At 33.0% G+C, this 15,643-nt stretch carries 10 protein-coding genes and 1 pseudogene; 8 read left to right on the top strand and 3 right to left on the bottom strand.

Features of this window, described 5'->3' with window-relative positions; genetic code table 11:
- The 7 genes and pseudogenes from Q0543_RS10310 to Q0543_RS10280 form a co-directional block, all read left to right on the top strand.
- A pseudogene (locus Q0543_RS10310) lies at nucleotides 1-1,523 on the top strand (hypothetical protein); the annotation flags it as partial.
- An 88-nt stretch (nucleotides 1,524-1,611) separates the two neighbouring features.
- The gene (locus Q0543_RS10305) at nucleotides 1,612-3,204 is read left to right on the top strand and encodes an FAD-dependent protein (RefSeq protein WP_299252288.1); all 1,593 of its coding nucleotides are present in this window, start codon (nucleotides 1,612-1,614) and stop codon (nucleotides 3,202-3,204) included.
- 271 nt (nucleotides 3,205-3,475) lie between these two features.
- The gene (locus Q0543_RS10300; protein ID WP_299252285.1) at nucleotides 3,476-3,835 is read left to right on the top strand and encodes a CoA-binding protein; all 360 of its coding nucleotides are present in this window, start codon (nucleotides 3,476-3,478) and stop codon (nucleotides 3,833-3,835) included.
- 87 nt (nucleotides 3,836-3,922) lie between these two features.
- Nucleotides 3,923-5,878, top strand: a complete 1,956-nt coding sequence (gene gyrB, locus Q0543_RS10295; protein ID WP_299252282.1) for a DNA topoisomerase (ATP-hydrolyzing) subunit B — start codon at nucleotides 3,923-3,925, stop codon at nucleotides 5,876-5,878.
- 83 nt (nucleotides 5,879-5,961) lie between these two features.
- Nucleotides 5,962-8,091, top strand: coding sequence for a polyphosphate kinase 1 (ppk1, locus tag Q0543_RS10290; protein ID WP_299252279.1), 2,130 nt, complete (start codon nucleotides 5,962-5,964; stop codon nucleotides 8,089-8,091).
- 127 nt (nucleotides 8,092-8,218) lie between these two features.
- Complete coding sequence (locus Q0543_RS10285; RefSeq protein WP_299252276.1) at nucleotides 8,219-8,902, top strand: murein L,D-transpeptidase catalytic domain family protein; 684 nt, start codon at nucleotides 8,219-8,221, stop codon at nucleotides 8,900-8,902.
- Nucleotides 8,903-8,921: 19 nt separating this feature from the next.
- On the top strand, nucleotides 8,922-10,610 hold the full coding sequence (locus tag Q0543_RS10280; protein WP_299252273.1) for a L,D-transpeptidase family protein: 1,689 nt from the start codon (nucleotides 8,922-8,924) through the stop codon (nucleotides 10,608-10,610).
- Nucleotides 10,611-10,708: 98 nt separating this feature from the next.
- Here the strand turns inward: Q0543_RS10280 and Q0543_RS10275 are convergent, their stop codons facing one another.
- The 3 genes from Q0543_RS10275 to Q0543_RS10265 all read right to left on the bottom strand — a co-directional run bounded on the left by Q0543_RS10275 (nucleotide 10,709) and on the right by Q0543_RS10265 (nucleotide 14,331).
- Nucleotides 10,709-11,878, bottom strand: coding sequence for a hypothetical protein (locus Q0543_RS10275; protein WP_299252270.1), 1,170 nt, complete (start codon nucleotides 11,876-11,878; stop codon nucleotides 10,709-10,711).
- 2 nt (nucleotides 11,879-11,880) lie between these two features.
- Nucleotides 11,881-13,314 (bottom strand): MBOAT family O-acyltransferase, encoded by a 1,434-nt coding sequence (locus Q0543_RS10270; RefSeq protein ID WP_299252267.1) that lies wholly within the window; start codon nucleotides 13,312-13,314, stop codon nucleotides 11,881-11,883.
- 78 nt (nucleotides 13,315-13,392) lie between these two features.
- Complete coding sequence (locus Q0543_RS10265; protein WP_299252264.1) at nucleotides 13,393-14,331, bottom strand: phosphatase; 939 nt, start codon at nucleotides 14,329-14,331, stop codon at nucleotides 13,393-13,395.
- Nucleotides 14,332-14,621: 290 nt separating this feature from the next.
- Between Q0543_RS10265 and Q0543_RS10260 the strand changes: the two genes are divergently transcribed.
- Entirely contained in the window at nucleotides 14,622-15,632 is a 1,011-nt protein-coding gene (locus Q0543_RS10260; protein WP_299252261.1) for a homocysteine S-methyltransferase family protein, read from the top strand.
- The last annotated feature ends 11 nt before the right edge of the window (nucleotides 15,633-15,643 follow it).

The following is a 15,643-nucleotide window of genomic DNA, read 5'->3' as shown; positions in this document are numbered from 1 at the left end:
TTCTTAAATTATCCCATAATGAAAAATTAAATAATTTAAGTATTCGTGGCTATCAGATGGCTGTACTTCCTATGGAAATAAGCCTATTGAAGAATCTGCAAAATTTGAATATGTACAACTTTGGAAATATTTCTGAAGCTGTTGGGTATTTGTCGAGCATGACTAATTTGACAAATTTAACATTGCCCTATTATGAGGCAACTTCCTTACCAAGTTCAATCGGAGCATTAGTAAATCTAAAAGTTTTGAAAATGGAGAATTGCCATCTTCAAACATTACCGTCAACTATTTCTCAACTTACATCTTTAGAAGAACTTTATTTAATTAAGTATTTCACCTCAGAGTCATTTATACTTCCAGAGGAGATTGGTATGCTTAAAAATTTGAAAATTATTAATCTTTCTGGGTGTAAAATTAAAATACTGCCAAATAGTTTTAGTGATTTAAATCAATTATTGAATCTTAATTTATCTGAAAATGATTTAACGGAGATTCCTGAACAGATAGGAAATCTGGTGAATTTGAAAAACATTAATCTTTCCAGAGGTAAAATTAAAATAATGTCTAGTAGTTTTAGGAATTTAAATCAATTAACCACTTTTGATTTGTCTCGGAATGAATTGACAGCTATTCCTGATGATATTTCATATTTTAAAATGTTGGAAGATCTTGATTTAGGCTCAAATAAAATTATCCATATACCAGTATGGATAAGTAATATGGATAATTTAATGAAATTGTATTTGGGGGGTAATGAAATTGAAAAGATTCCTGCAGAAGTATGGCAATTAAAATCACTTGAAGTATTGTTACTAAATGACAACAATATTTTTGAAATCGAAATTCCTCATTTTTATTATAAAGGTTTGAGAGAATTATCAATGTCTGATAATCTCAATTTGAAAATCTTGCCAGATTTCATTGGTCAACTACCCAATCTTACTTATGTCGGATTTGAATGTACCCAAATTGAAAACATACCAATTTCATTAATAGAAAATTCGAAAATAAAAAGTCTGAGATTAAGTTCTAATTTATTTTCCAATAAAGAAGAATTAGATATCATTCATAGAAATAACGTAATAATTGATAGTGAGTGTGAATCTTTGATCCGACTTACTGTTAACTATCATGATGTCTATGGTAAAATTTCAACAGGCATTAAAACTGTAGGTGATAGTATAATTCTTTATTACCATTACAATTATGACCAACCCGATAGAATGGAGGAGGAATACCAAGAAAATGTTTTTTTTAAATTAAAAAAGTCGGATATAAAATCAGGTATGACATATATACTGCCTTCTTCCTCAATACGTGTTTCTGTGTTACACTTAAGTGTTTGGGATATGATTTTACCCGAGTGGAAATTTAAATATGAAAATTTACAGGGAGAGATTACATTTATGACTATTGAAAAGAATAAAATTGAAACAGTTATTAATTTATATTGTCCAGATATAGATAATTCCATAAGAACGTTGATTGACAATAAAAAAATAATCTTTAAAAAGAAGAAGTAATAGTTGGGTTTATGTCTAGTCATATTATCCTTAATATCCGTATATTGCATGCTATTACAAACCTGATTTAAGGATAAAAACCTTACCCATGAGTAAACTAATTGAAATTGCGCTTCGCCCCGAAGACGCTGTTCTGGATGAACACATAAAACGAGCTATTAAAGCTCAAACTTCCTATCAATCCATCGATTCCTTTCATTTTAGAATTAAACGTCGTTCTATTGATGCACGTGGCCGTCAAGTATTGGTGCGTTTGGGTGTAGAGGTTTTTGATAAAGGAGAATTGCTGCCACCATTATTAGCACTGGATAAAGAAATATATAAACAAGCGAATGGGAAGCATCAAGTTGTGATCATTGGTGCCGGTCCTGCAGGGCTGTTTGCTGCGTTGCGCTTATTGGAATTTGGCATTAAACCTATTGTTATAGAGCGTGGTAAAGATGTACGTGCACGTAGAAGAGATTTAGCTGCAATTAATAAAGATCACATAGTAAATCCAGAATCCAATTATTGTTTTGGAGAAGGTGGTGCGGGTACCTATTCCGATGGAAAATTATATACCCGTTCTAAAAAACGTGGTGATATTCGAAAAGTATTAGAAGTGCTGGTTGCACATGGTGCTACCGAGGATATATTAGTAGATGCACATCCCCATATTGGTACTAACAAATTGCCTGTATTGGTTACAGATCTTAGAGAGACGATAAAAAGATACGGTGGCGAAGTTTTATTTGACACGCGCGTAGAAAAACTAATTATTCGCGATGGGGAATGCAAAGGTGTGGTTACAAATACCAACGAATCCATTGAAGGGATTGCAACCATACTTTGCACAGGACATTCGGCACGTGATATTTTTTATATGTTGCACGAACAAGGTATTCAAATAGACGCTAAGCCATTTGCCCTTGGTGTACGTATTGAACATCCTCAATCGCTTATAGATTCCAAACAATATCATTGTGCCGATCGGGGTGAATACCTCCCTGCGGCAGCGTATTCATTGGTGACACAAACACAATATCAGAAAGTAGAACGTGGCGTGTATTCGTTTTGTATGTGCCCAGGTGGATTTATCGTGCCAGCTGCTACGTCACCAGGAGAGTTGGTCGTAAATGGGATGTCGCCAAGTAGGAGAGACTCGAAGTTTGCAAACTCTGGAATGGTTGTAGCTGTTGAATTAGAAGACATAAAAGAGTTTGGAAAATATGGTGCATTTGCAGCGCTCGAATTCCAAAAAAGTGTGGAACAAAATGCTTGGGCAGTAGGTGGTAAAACACAAACTGCGCCTGCACAACGTGTAGCAGATTTTATTCAAAATAAATATTCTTCCATTCTTCCTGATTGTTCGTATCAACCAGGCTTGAAGAGCGCAAAGATGGATGATGTCTTGCCCGATATGATTGCACAACGTTTGCGACAAGGTTTAAAATCCTTTGAGTCTAAAATAAATGGTTATACAAGCAATGAAGGATTATTGATAGGAGTTGAAAGCAGAACATCTTCTCCGATATTTGTTCCCAGAGATAAAGAAACCTTACAGCATGTTACCTTGAAAGGTTTGTATCCGTGTGGAGAAGGTGCTGGTTATGCAGGAGGTATTATGTCTGCGGCAATGGACGGCGAAAGCTGCGCGTTGAGGATAGCGCAGGGATTGGGTTTAGCTGGAGAAAAAGCTTAAAGCCAAACGCTAAGGCATTAGGTGATTCTTAAAGTATAAAATGTAAGCTTGCCTATTTTTAATTGCGATTGTGATTTTTCATACTGAATATTTTATCCTTGGTTAGAAATAATAAACTTTATGTACGCCAAATTTACAGGACTCATTAAATTGTTAAATGAACTAAATTCAATGCCTGTTTTGTTAAAGATTTAAAGAAACATTAATCCGATATTGTTTCGTTTTGAAATTTCACTTTACACCCATTTATCTACACTTTACACCATTTACTATGAAAAAAACTGTCATACTTGGAGCAACACCTGAACCAACTCGTTACGCATATCTTGCTGCAGAACGCCTGCAACAACACGATCACGAGTTTATTCCCATAGGTAGAAAAAAAGGAGAGGTCTTAGGAAAAGCTATTATTAATGACCGTCCGATATTAGATAACGTTGATACGGTAACGCTTTATATTAATGCCCAAAATCAAATAGACGAATACAAATACATCCTTTCATTAAAACCTAAAAGAGTCATTTTCAATCCGGGTACAGAGAACCCAGAATTTGAAGAAATACTTCAAAAAAATGACATAGAAACAGTAGAAGGATGCACACTTGTAATGCTCTCAGTTGGAACATTTTAAGAAGCATTTTTTGTGGATAAATACTATTTTTTCGCTATCTAATGCGGGTAAAAAATTGTATTTTTACATTGTATCTACTTAAAGAAAATGAGCGAGATTGAAAACAACAAAGCTGACTACTCAGCGGATAATATTCAAGTTTTAGAAGGTTTAGAAGCTGTTCGTAAAAGACCTGCCATGTATATTGGCGATATTGGTATAAGAGGCTTGCATCACTTGGTTTGGGAAGTTGTAGATAACTCTATTGATGAAGCACTTGCTGGTCATTGTACCGATATTACGGTAGAGATTAATGAAGATAATTCTATTTCCGTAACAGATAATGGTCGTGGTATCCCAACAGGAGTGATTGCTAAATATGGTAAATCAGCGCTTGAAGTTGTATTGACCGTTTTGCATGCCGGTGGTAAATTTGATAAAGATACCTACAAAGTATCTGGTGGATTGCACGGTGTGGGTGTTTCTTGTGTGAATGCCTTATCTAAGGACATGAAAGTTACCGTTTACCGCGATGGTAAAGTACACCAGCAAGAATACAAAAAGGGGATTCCTCAATACGATGTGAAAGAAATTGGTACATCTGAGATTCATGGAACGAAAGTTCAATTTTTACCCGATGATTCTATTTTTACTAGTTCTGAATATAAATACGAAACCATCGCAAATCGTTTGCGTGAATTATCTTTCTTAAATAAAGGAATTAAAATTACCCTTCAAGATCATCGTGAAGTTGGTGAAGATGGAAAGTCTGCAATAGAATTATTTTATTCTGAAGGTGGTTTAAGAGAATTTGTTGAATATTTAGATTCAACAAGAGAAAATTTGATTCCGAAACCATTATATATGGAAACGGACAAGGGCCCAATACCTGTTGAAGTAGCGATGTTGTATAATACATCATACTCTGAAAACGTATTTTCTTATGTAAATAACATCAATACGGTTGAAGGTGGTACGCACGTTGCTGGTTTCAGAAGAGCATTGACTCGTACCTTGAAATCGTATGCTGACAAATCGGGTATGCTTGAGAAATTGAAAATGGAAGTAACCGGAGATGACTTTAGAGAAGGTCTGACAGCGGTAATTTCTGTTAAAGTTCAAGAACCTCAATTTGAAGGACAGACAAAAACAAAATTAGGGAACTCGGATGTAATGGGTGCAGTTGACCAAGCAGTTGGTGAAATGTTAAACATCTATCTAGAGGAAAATCCGAAAGAGGCAAAAATCATTGTTCAAAAAGTAATCTTAGCTGCTCAAGCGCGTAATGCTGCTCGTAAAGCAAGAGAAATGGTGCAGCGTAAAAGCGTTTTGTCTGGAACAGGTTTACCTGGTAAATTGGCCGATTGCTCTGAAAGCGATCCTGTTAAATGTGAAATCTATTTAGTCGAAGGGGATTCTGCTGGTGGTTCTGCAAAACAAGGTAGAGATCGTAAATACCATGCTATTTTACCTTTACGTGGTAAAATTTTAAATGTAGAAAAAGCACAAGAACATAGAATTTACGAAAACGAAGAGATTAAAAATATGATTACCGCCTTAGGTGTTTCTTTCGGAACAGAAGAAGGCGAAAAAGTATTAAATCTTACAAAACTTCGTTATCATAAAGTAATCATCATGACGGATGCGGACATCGATGGTTCACACATTCGCACCTTGATTTTGACATTCTTTTTCCGTTATATGCGTGCTCTTGTTGATGCCGGACACGTTTATATTGCTCAACCACCACTTTATTTGATTAAAAGAGGGAAAGAAGAGAAATATTGTTGGACGGAAGAACAGCGTGAACAAGCTGTCAAAGAACTTGCGAAAGATGGTAAGGAAGACTCTGTTGGTATTCAGCGCTATAAAGGTTTGGGTGAAATGAATCCAGAGCAATTGTGGTCAACAACAATGGATCCTGAAAAAAGAAGTTTAAAACAAGTAAGCGTTGAGTCTGCAGCAGAAGCGGATCACTTATTCTCTATGTTGATGGGAGATGAAGTTGCACCACGTAGAGAGTTTATTGAGAAAAATGCTCGTTATGCTAAAATTGATATTTAAAACAATAACATAAAAATAACGTAGAAGGGGATTGAGAAATCCCCTTTTTTTGTTTTATTTAGGAGTGTAATGTTATAGGTGGTATGATTATTAAAGATTCGTTGAATACAAAAGGAACACAAGTTTCTACAAATTATATAAGTCGCGATTTAAGTTGGATTAAATTCAATTATAGAGTCTTAGATCAAAGCAAAAATGATACTCGGAATATTTTTGACCGAATGAAATTTCTTGCGATTACATCCTCCAACTTAGATGAGTTTTTTCAAATACGTGTGGGTAGTTTGTATAACTATTTAGATTACGATAGAGAACGTACAGATTATTCTGGTTTACGTGAAAATGCATTCAAACGTGTCTTGTTTCAAGACTTGCAGGACTTCTGTAAAGAACAATTAACTGTATATAACGATTCTTTGAAGTCAGAATTTGAAAAAAGGAATTTTGATATTGTTTCAAAAGAAGGTGAGTTAACGAAAGCAGAGAATGATGTTGTGAAAACGTATTTCAAAAAAACGATTTTCCCAATGTTAACACCTATGACTTACGATAATCACCATTCATTTCCGATAATGATGAATAAGTTATTGGTTTTTGGTGTTGTAACCATCAATCGAACTATTATTGGGGAGCAACGAAGATTGACGTTGATTCAATTACCAACGAACATACCACGTTTTTTTGAGATCCGACGAGAGGATAAAATATTATTTATTCCCATACAAGAAATAGTACGTTGGAATATTTTTAAACTCTTTCGTAATGTAGAAATATTATCAACGAACTTATTTCGAATTACTCGAAATGGAGATTTTTCTGTAGAAGAGAGTGATGACGTGGATGAAGCATTCATTGATGAAATTAAAAAGAAAATTAAAACACGAAAAACTGCTCGTGTTGTTCGGATAGAAGTTGAAGAGAATTATTCAGCTTGGATGATGAAAATATTGCTAGAAAGATATCAAATTGACGACTGCAATATTTTTATAAATTCCAGTTTAATGGATTTTACGTGTTTGTGGCAAATTGTAAATCATCCTGAATTTAAAAGTTATTTACATAAACTTGCGCCTCCTGTTCAACCATTGGCTTTATTAAATCCGGCTGGAGGCGAATCGCTAAACTTGTTGAAATATTTGCAGAAGCATGATGTGTTGCTTCATCATCCGTTTAATGATTTTAAATATGTAGTAGAATTGTTAGAGCAGGCTGCTGAAGATCCTGGTGTATTAGCGATTAAAATAACCATTTATCGATTAGCTAAAAACTCGCGCATAACTACCGCTTTATTGAAAGCTGCTGAAAATGGAAAAAATGTTTCCGTATTGTTTGAGGTAACGGCTCGTTTTGATGAAGAAAATAATATTAAAGAAGCGCAACGTTTACAAAAGGCTGGTTGTTTTGTTATTTATGGCTTTAATAAATATAAAACACATACGAAGTTGATGTTGATTGTTCGGAAAAACTCGAATGATTCGATTACGCGTTATGTACATATGTCGAGCGGGAATTACAATGAGGATACGGCACGTTTATATACTGACATAAGCTTACTAAGTACGAATGAAATGTACGCTCAAGATATCAGTGAATTTTTCAATGTTATAACAGGGCATTCAGAGCCAGGCGATTATCAAAATATAATTACTGCACCCGGTGATATGCGCCGGAAATTGATTGAACTGATAGAAAACGAAGCTGTAAATGCTAGAGCAGGTAAACCGAGTGGAATTGTTATCAAAGTGAATTCATTACAAGATAAAGATGGTATTGATGCATTGTATGCCGCTTCACAAGCGGGCGTTCCCATAAAATTGATCGTGCGAGGGATGTGTTGTTTGAGGCCTGGAGTAGAAGGTTTAAGTGAAAACATTTCTGTTAAATCAATCGTTGGAGATTTGCTAGAACATAATCGCTTATATTATTTCCATAATGAAGGAAATCCTAAAGTGTATGGTGGAAGTGCAGATATGATGGTTCGAAGTTTTGATCGAAGAATTGAATCCTTGTTTTCAATTGAAGATGAATTATCTAAGCAAATTGCATTAGAAATATTAAATTTGAATTTATTGGATAATGTTAATTCATACAAATTAACTGCTGAAGATACCTATGTTAAAATCCATCTACAACAAGATGAAAATGTAGTAGATGTTCACAAAGATTTCTATCATTTAAATAAGAAAGAAGTAATGAAGGTGAAGTTATTTTAAATCAAATTGATGCAAATTATTTTATAAAACTCTATTTAAACCGTTTAAATAGAGTTTTTTTATTCTTTTTAAATGAATTATTTCTAGATTAAATATGTTTTTAAGGTGAAATGGTTAAATGTAGCCTATGAAAAAAATCAAAAATATTGTATTTCTACCTTTAATATTGATTTTAGCTTCTTTTAGTAAAAGAGCAGACAAACTCAATACTGCAACAAAATCAATTGTTAAAAAAACTGTTCAAGTTTCGGAGCAATTGAACATTATTGATCCTATTGTTTTGGCTTATGCATTAGAAGGTGTTAAGAATATTGAGGACTCGCTTCGAGTAAATTTTAAATACATTGCAATTGTAGATTTCTCTAAACCATCAACTGAACAACGTTTTTTCTTACTTGATTTAACAGACACATCTGTAGTTTGCACCGATTATGTATGCCACGGAAAATATTCAGGTGAAAATTATGCTACTAGCTTTTCAAATCAGATAGAATCGAACAAATCAAGTCTTGGATTTTATCGTTTGTCTGAGATGTATATGGGAGCACATGGACTTTCTATTCGCATGGATGGTTTGGATAATGGTTTTAATAATAATGCACGTAAAAGAGCAATCGTAATGCATACTGCAGATTATGCGAATGAATCTGTTATTAAAGAATTAGGTAGATTTGGCAGAAGCTTAGGCTGTCCCACACTACCCGAAAAAACATTTAACCAATTTGCGAGTCAACTTTCAAACAATGCAATTATTTTTCATTACTATCCCGATAAAAATTATTTAGATTCTTCCGTTTGGTTGCATAAATAAAGTTTCATAACTTATATAGATGTTAAAACCAGTACTAGTAATTTTATTATTGATAGGATTTTATTCCTGTTCCAGAAAAGTCCAACCATCAGCTTCACATAAGACAATAGACACAATTGCTAAAGAAAAATCGATTGTGCCTTTTTTGAAAAAAGATTTATTTGAACAAACCAATTTCTTTGTTGCAACTAGGATTGTAGATATAGATAAAAATAATGTCGGAAATAAATATTTCTCTGTTTTTGTATCTTCAAACGATAGTATTTTTAATCTATACAAAAAAAATGAGTATCAGCTCTTTTGGGGTGACGAAAAGAAGTTTCAACGGGCTTTAGATGTTTTAAAGGAATCTAAAAATGAAGGTCTGGATCCAGAAGATTACCATGTTAATCTTTTAACAAAAGAGTTTGAAAGTTACAAGTTAAAAGATTCTTTAGTAATTAACGATGCCGTATCCTTGGAATTGTTGATGTCTAAATCCATGTATACCTACATCAATCATTTGCATTTTGGTCGTGTTGATCCAATAACAATTTATCCTGAATGGAATTATAAAAGACCTTCTGAGGCAGCTGTGTCCGATTCAAATTTAGTAGATGTTTTTAATAATAATGTAACTAATATCGCGCCTGCTTTTAGACCAAAAATATTTTTTTACGAAAGTCTTAGGAAAGCATTAATCGAATCCGACTCCCTTGAAGTCTATGGATTTGGTGCTAAATCTATACCGTATATCGGCCGAAAACTTCAAAAGGGAGATACTTCATTTATAATCGTTGAAATAAAAAAACGTTTAAATGCAACTACTCAATATGATATCAATGCAATTGATAATGTTTTTAATGACGATTTAGTTTCTAATATTAAAATTTTTCAAGCACATGTTGGTTTAAAGCCTACTGGTATTATTGATAAAACTACTTTAAATAAAATAAATTATACCCCCAATGAAATTCGAAATACCATTCGTGCAAATATGGAACGCTGTAGATGGTTTAATGAAGATATTGATAGTGAAAAAGAGTTTGTTTTAATTAATATTCCAGATTATACCTTAAGCTATTTTAAGAATGGGAAAGTTGATTATTCAGAACGCATTATTGTAGGTAGAGTTATGAATCAAACGCCTGTTTTTGAATCTAAAATTGCTACAGTAGAATTTAATCCATATTGGACAGTACCTAAATCGATTGCTGTAAAAGAAATTTTACCATCCTTGAAAAAAGATCCTTCGTATCTTGAAAAACATAATATGGTTTTATATCAAGGTGCTGATATTGTAGAAACACCTGCATCTTTTGATTCGTATACGGAAAAGAATTTTCCATTTGTTATCAAAGAAAATCCAGGAGAGAAAAATTCATTGGGGCAAGTGAAATTTTTATTCCCAAATCCATATTCGATTTATATGCACGATACACCTGCAAAATATTTGTTTGATAATGACGTACGTTCTTTTAGTCATGGGTGCATCCGATTGCATGATCCGATAAAATTTGCAAATTATTTATTGTCTAAAGAAGGATTTAAGCCAAGTCAAATTCAAGATATTTTAAAGTCTGATAAAAACTATGCGATTGCTTTAAAAACTAAAATCCCAATCATGATAAGTTATTTTACCTGTTATATGAAAAAAGGTGATTCTAGATTGTATTTTTTTAGTGATATCTATGGAAGTGATAAAAAGATAATTAATGCATTGGACTAAAAATAGGCAAATAGACTAATAAACATCTATAAAAAAAATAGCATTAAATTAAAAAACACATAGGCCATCTAATTTCAATTGATGGCCTATGTGTTTTTTTAATTGCTTCTTTTAATATCTGGGCATGATGTATGTCGTAATAAATTCCGAATGTTTGATTCAAGCATTATTAAAATCATAACATCTGGTTTTTCATTTTCAACTATTGGCTCATTTAATTTATATTGCCAAGAATCAAATATTTTTGTTGTTTCTCTAAAATATTCAGAAGCTATTGGGTAAAATGCTCCACCAAAAGAATCTGAAATAATCAATAGCTTAGGTTTTGTACTATCACTAGGGTTCTTACTATGATTATGCATTTCGTATTCGAAACAATACGGAAAACCATCAATGCATGGATATTTTTGATTTGTATCTATGCTGTATTCAATACCTGCCTTTGGTACTAGACTATAGATAGTGTCTTGGAATTCTTCGTTATTTGAAAGCATTTCAACAATATTGCCCTTCTTTGTTGAGCTTTTAACGATATTATAGTCAGATAAGGGTTTGCTTTTTATGGTAGTAATATCTTTTTTTAAATGATTAATGAATTCTGAAACTGCATAATAAGCTCCAAGATTATTCCAATGGTTATCTAACTTTAAGTATAGTTGCGTTGTGTCTTTAATATCTTTAAATCTGTCAAATAAATTAATAGTATTTAAGTCAGTGTTTTTTTCTAGATAATTTATAAGTTGTTCTCCCCATGATTTTTCATATATACGAACAACGTTTTCAGGCATTTTGTCATAATAAATAGCTGCTTTATTAGGTGCAACCAATACGTAAAATTTACAATTCCTTTTTGCTAAGTATTTATTTCTATATTCTAACTCTTGTTTAATTTTAGAAAGTTCATCACTCGTTAATATGTTCTTACCTCGAAAAGAAGTTAATTCATCATCACCTAAAAAAATATAACCATCTTTTCCAAATACTATTTGATCAGGCATTGGTGACTTATGATACATTGACAATATAAATGTATTGTACATTTCGATTAGTCGAGCTCTTATAGAAAAATTATCATTAAAGTACAGATTGAATTTGCTTGGGTAAGCATCTAAATTTTCAATGTTTGGAATGGGAAATTCAGCCATTTTTCTATTTTCAGAACTCTTAATGTCTTTAACAATACCTAACTGAGTGTTAATTATTGGAAAGGATATAAGTGATATAAATACAACTACGAGTAAATAATATTGGTATTTATTTTGTAACATAATTAAAACCTGTAGTATATAAATGGATTGTAAGAACCTGCAATTAAATACATGGAACTCATGATTAATATGAATGCATAAAACAACACACTTACGGTATTGAATGAATAGGTAAAGGCAGTAGAAGAAGATAATTTCTGAATTGGATTTTTAAATAAATTGAAAAATCCAAGAGCACCAAGTATGCCAATGATTAATGTTAGTACCAACTCTCGATCCATGAAACTAAAGAATAAATTTGTTTCGTTTTGCGAAACGTTAAAATTAAATAAAGCTTTCCAATAGGATAGGGCATACGCTAATGTGTCTGCTCTGAATAATACCCAAGCAAACATTACGATTAAGAGTGTGTACAAATTTGCGATTGGTTGCCAAATACGTTCTAATATTTTATTGAATCCAAGTCGTTCTATGACCATAAATATGCCATAAAACAACCCCCATAAAATGAATGTCCAGCTAGCACCATGCCAGAATCCTGTTAAAAAGAATACGATTAATAAATTTGTATACGTTTTTCTTTCACTAATTCTATTTCCCCCTAAAGGAATGTATACATAATCTCTAAAGAATGAGGATAATGAAATGTGCCAACGTCTCCAAAAATCTGTTACGGATTTTGCTACGTATGGGAAATTGAAGTTTTCCATAAATTCAAATCCAAACATGCGCCCTAAGCCGATTGCCATATCCGAATACCCTGCAAAGTCGTAATAAATTTGTAATGTATAACATATTATCCCCAACCATGCAGTAGGTGCGTTTAGGTTGTCTACGTTGCCACCGAACAAGTCATCTGCTATACGCGCAAATGTATTTGCTAGTAAAACTTTTTTTCCTAAGCCAATCAAAAAACGTTGTGTTCCTGAAGCAAACTTTGACAAGGTGTGTACACGCTCAGTAAGTTGTCTCCATATGTCGCTATATCGAATGATTGGACCTGCTATTAATTGCGAAAACATGCATATATATAAGGATAAATCTAAAATATTCTTTTGAGCAGTAGATTTTTTCTTATATATGTCAACCAAATAGGATAATGAGTGAAACGTATAAAACGAAATGCCGATTGGAAGTGCGATTCTAGTTTGTTGTAAATTTGGCATTTCAAAAACGGAAAGAATTTGATTCAGATTTCCAACAAAAAAATTCGCATACTTAAATACTCCTAGAATGAGTAAATTTATTGTGACACCCCAAAAGAGAAACAGATACGACTTTTTTGTGTCTATGTATTTTTGAATAGCGATGCCAAAGTAATAATTGATTACAATAGATATAATTAAAATTACCGTTTCACTTACACCACCCCAGGCAAAAAAGATTAAACTGGTAAATAATAACCAGTAGTTTTTATATTTTTCAGGTATTAAATAATATCCGAGAAGTGTAAGAGGTAGAAATAAGAATAAGAAAATAATTGAACTAAATAACATATATTAAATGAATACAGTCAATGAAAATTGATTTTTTATAAGCAGTTTATTTGTCAATACTAAAATATACTGAAATTGTTATTTTTGATATTTATTCACGTTTCGAATGCTATCTAAATCGGTTACATGTAAGTGTTTGTTGCGCTCATACAACATCAACATCAAGCCATCTTTTAAACCAACTTCAGGTACAAGCATATTTTTTGCTTTTGCAAATTCCATAACACCTGTATAAATTTCAGATGCAGGGATAATAACATCCGCACGGTCACTATTTAACATCAACACATTAATACGATCTTCATAACTGTATTGAGAAATATTGTGATGGACTTCTTCAATTTTCTTAAGCGAAATCATACGCTTATCTTTCTTAGACTTATCTGTAGTACCCAATTCAAAAAGTTTTCCAATGTTGCCACCTGTTCCGATCGCTGTAACGGGTTTTGGTAATTTGTCAATATTGTCTTTTACCCAGTTCTCCATAGCTTTCCATTCTTCTGGAGAGTCTAAACCTTGAAGACGTCTTACAGAACCAATTTTAAAAGATCGCGCAGCTATTTTCTTTCTATTTACAAACAAATTTAATTCTGTACTACCACCACCTACATCAATGTGAATGTAACTGTTGTCATCTAATTCATTGTGTAAAACGGTATTAATAAGTTCTGCTTCTTTGTCGCCATCTATAATTTCAATGTCTACGCCAACCAACCCTTTTACTTTAAGAACAATATCTTTTCCGTTTGAAGATTCTCTCATAGCAGATGTAGCAGAAATCATGTAATCATCTACTTCATACAATTCAAATAAATTTTTAAACGTTTGTATCAGCTTAATAAATTTCATTTCTTTTTCTGCAGAGATCATTCCCAAACGGAAAACGTCTTCACCCAAACGAAGTGGAAAACGTACATATTCCATTTTTTTAAACATGATCATTCCATTGTATTCAATAATTTTACTTACTTGAAAACGAATGGCATTCGAACCAATATCAACAGCTGCTAATTTCACGATTTTCTATTAAATGAATAAGAATCCAAAAATACATAGATAAGTGCTCTTTTAAAAGCGGTTTTTGAGACTTTAAGTGGATTTAGAATTAAATAATCGTCCATATATGTATTTTTATGTGTATTCCTTGTTGGTATAAGGTGTATGTTTTTAAAGTGGATATAGATTTGAAATGATTTGATTACTTTATTTGTTACATTCTTTCATAGTGAAGTTTTATAAAAAGAGTTGTCTTTAAGCCCACAAGTATGTAGGTTTGTAATTCAGGCTCTTAGAAGAAAGGAACGAATATGTCAAAGGCAGATATTAGAAGCGAATTAGCCCAAAGAATTTTAATTTTGGACGGTGCTATGGGTACCATGATCCAACGATATAGTTTGGAAGAAGAAGATTTTAGAAATGAAAAATTAAAAGATCACGATCATCCATTAAAAGGGAATAATGATTTGTTGAGTTTTACTCGGCCAGATGTGATCAAAGCAATCCATACCGAATATTTAGCAGCAGGTGCTGATATTATTGAAACCAACACGTTTAGCGGTACAACCATTGCACAAGCCGATTATCGCTTGGAGCATATGGTGTATGATATCAATTATTATGGTGCAAAAATTGCTCGCGATGCTGCCGATGAATTCATGAAAAAAGATCCGTCTCGCCCTCGTTTTGTTGCAGGTGCGATGGGGCCGACGAATAGAACAGCATCTATTTCGCCCGATGTAAATGATCCAGGATATCGTGCTGTAACCTTCGATGAATTAGCCAAAGCCTACAAAGATCAAGCGATTGCATTGATAGAAGGTGGTGCAGATATTTTATTAATCGAAACGATTTTTGACACCTTAAATTCTAAGGCTGCAATTTATGCCATCATGGAATTGTTTGAAGAAACTGGGAACGAAATCCCTGTTATGGTTTCTGCAACCATTACCGATGCAAGTGGCAGAACATTATCTGGACAAACAACTGAAGCATTTTTAATTTCTGTTTCTCATGCTCCGTTATTGTCTGTTGGTTTAAATTGTGCGCTTGGTGCAAAAGAATTGAGACCTTATTTACAAGTCTTAGCAAAAGAAGCGCCCTTCTTTGTAAGTGCATATCCAAATGCCGGACTTCCAAATGAGTTTGGTCAATACGACGAAACACCTGCACAAATGGCCGAACAAATAACTGAATTTTTAGAAGAAGGTCTAGTAAACATTTTAGGCGGATGCTGTGGAAGTACACCTGATCACATTAAAGCAATGGCGGAAGTGGCAGCAAAATTTGCACCACGTAAATTAGAAGAAGTAGAAGCATAGTCTATTAGCAT

It is taken from the genome of uncultured Cytophaga sp. (assembly GCF_937863595.1).
Lineage (GTDB): Bacteria > Bacteroidota > Bacteroidia > Cytophagales > Cytophagaceae > Cytophaga.
Note: the sequence above shows the minus strand (reverse complement) of the source record. Positions and strands in the feature narration are given on the sequence as shown.

Excerpts from the sequence above, each read along its gene's own strand:
- Q0543_RS10280 (WP_299252273.1), top strand. The coding sequence starts at position 8,922 with ATGTTAAAACCAGTACTAGTAATTTTATTATTGATAGGATTTTATTCC.
- gyrB (WP_299252282.1), top strand. The coding sequence starts at position 3,923 with ATGAGCGAGATTGAAAACAACAAAGCTGACTACTCAGCGGATAATATT.
- Q0543_RS10285 (WP_299252276.1), top strand. The coding sequence starts at position 8,219 with ATGAAAAAAATCAAAAATATTGTATTTCTACCTTTAATATTGATTTTA.
- Q0543_RS10275 (WP_299252270.1), bottom strand. The coding sequence starts at position 11,878 with ATGTTACAAAATAAATACCAATATTATTTACTCGTAGTTGTATTTATA.
- Q0543_RS10260 (WP_299252261.1), top strand. The coding sequence starts at position 14,622 with ATGTCAAAGGCAGATATTAGAAGCGAATTAGCCCAAAGAATTTTAATT.
- ppk1 (WP_299252279.1), top strand. The coding sequence starts at position 5,962 with ATGATTATTAAAGATTCGTTGAATACAAAAGGAACACAAGTTTCTACA.
- Q0543_RS10300 (WP_299252285.1), top strand. The coding sequence starts at position 3,476 with ATGAAAAAAACTGTCATACTTGGAGCAACACCTGAACCAACTCGTTAC.
- Q0543_RS10305 (WP_299252288.1), top strand. The coding sequence starts at position 1,612 with ATGAGTAAACTAATTGAAATTGCGCTTCGCCCCGAAGACGCTGTTCTG.
- Q0543_RS10270 (WP_299252267.1), bottom strand. The coding sequence starts at position 13,314 with ATGTTATTTAGTTCAATTATTTTCTTATTCTTATTTCTACCTCTTACA.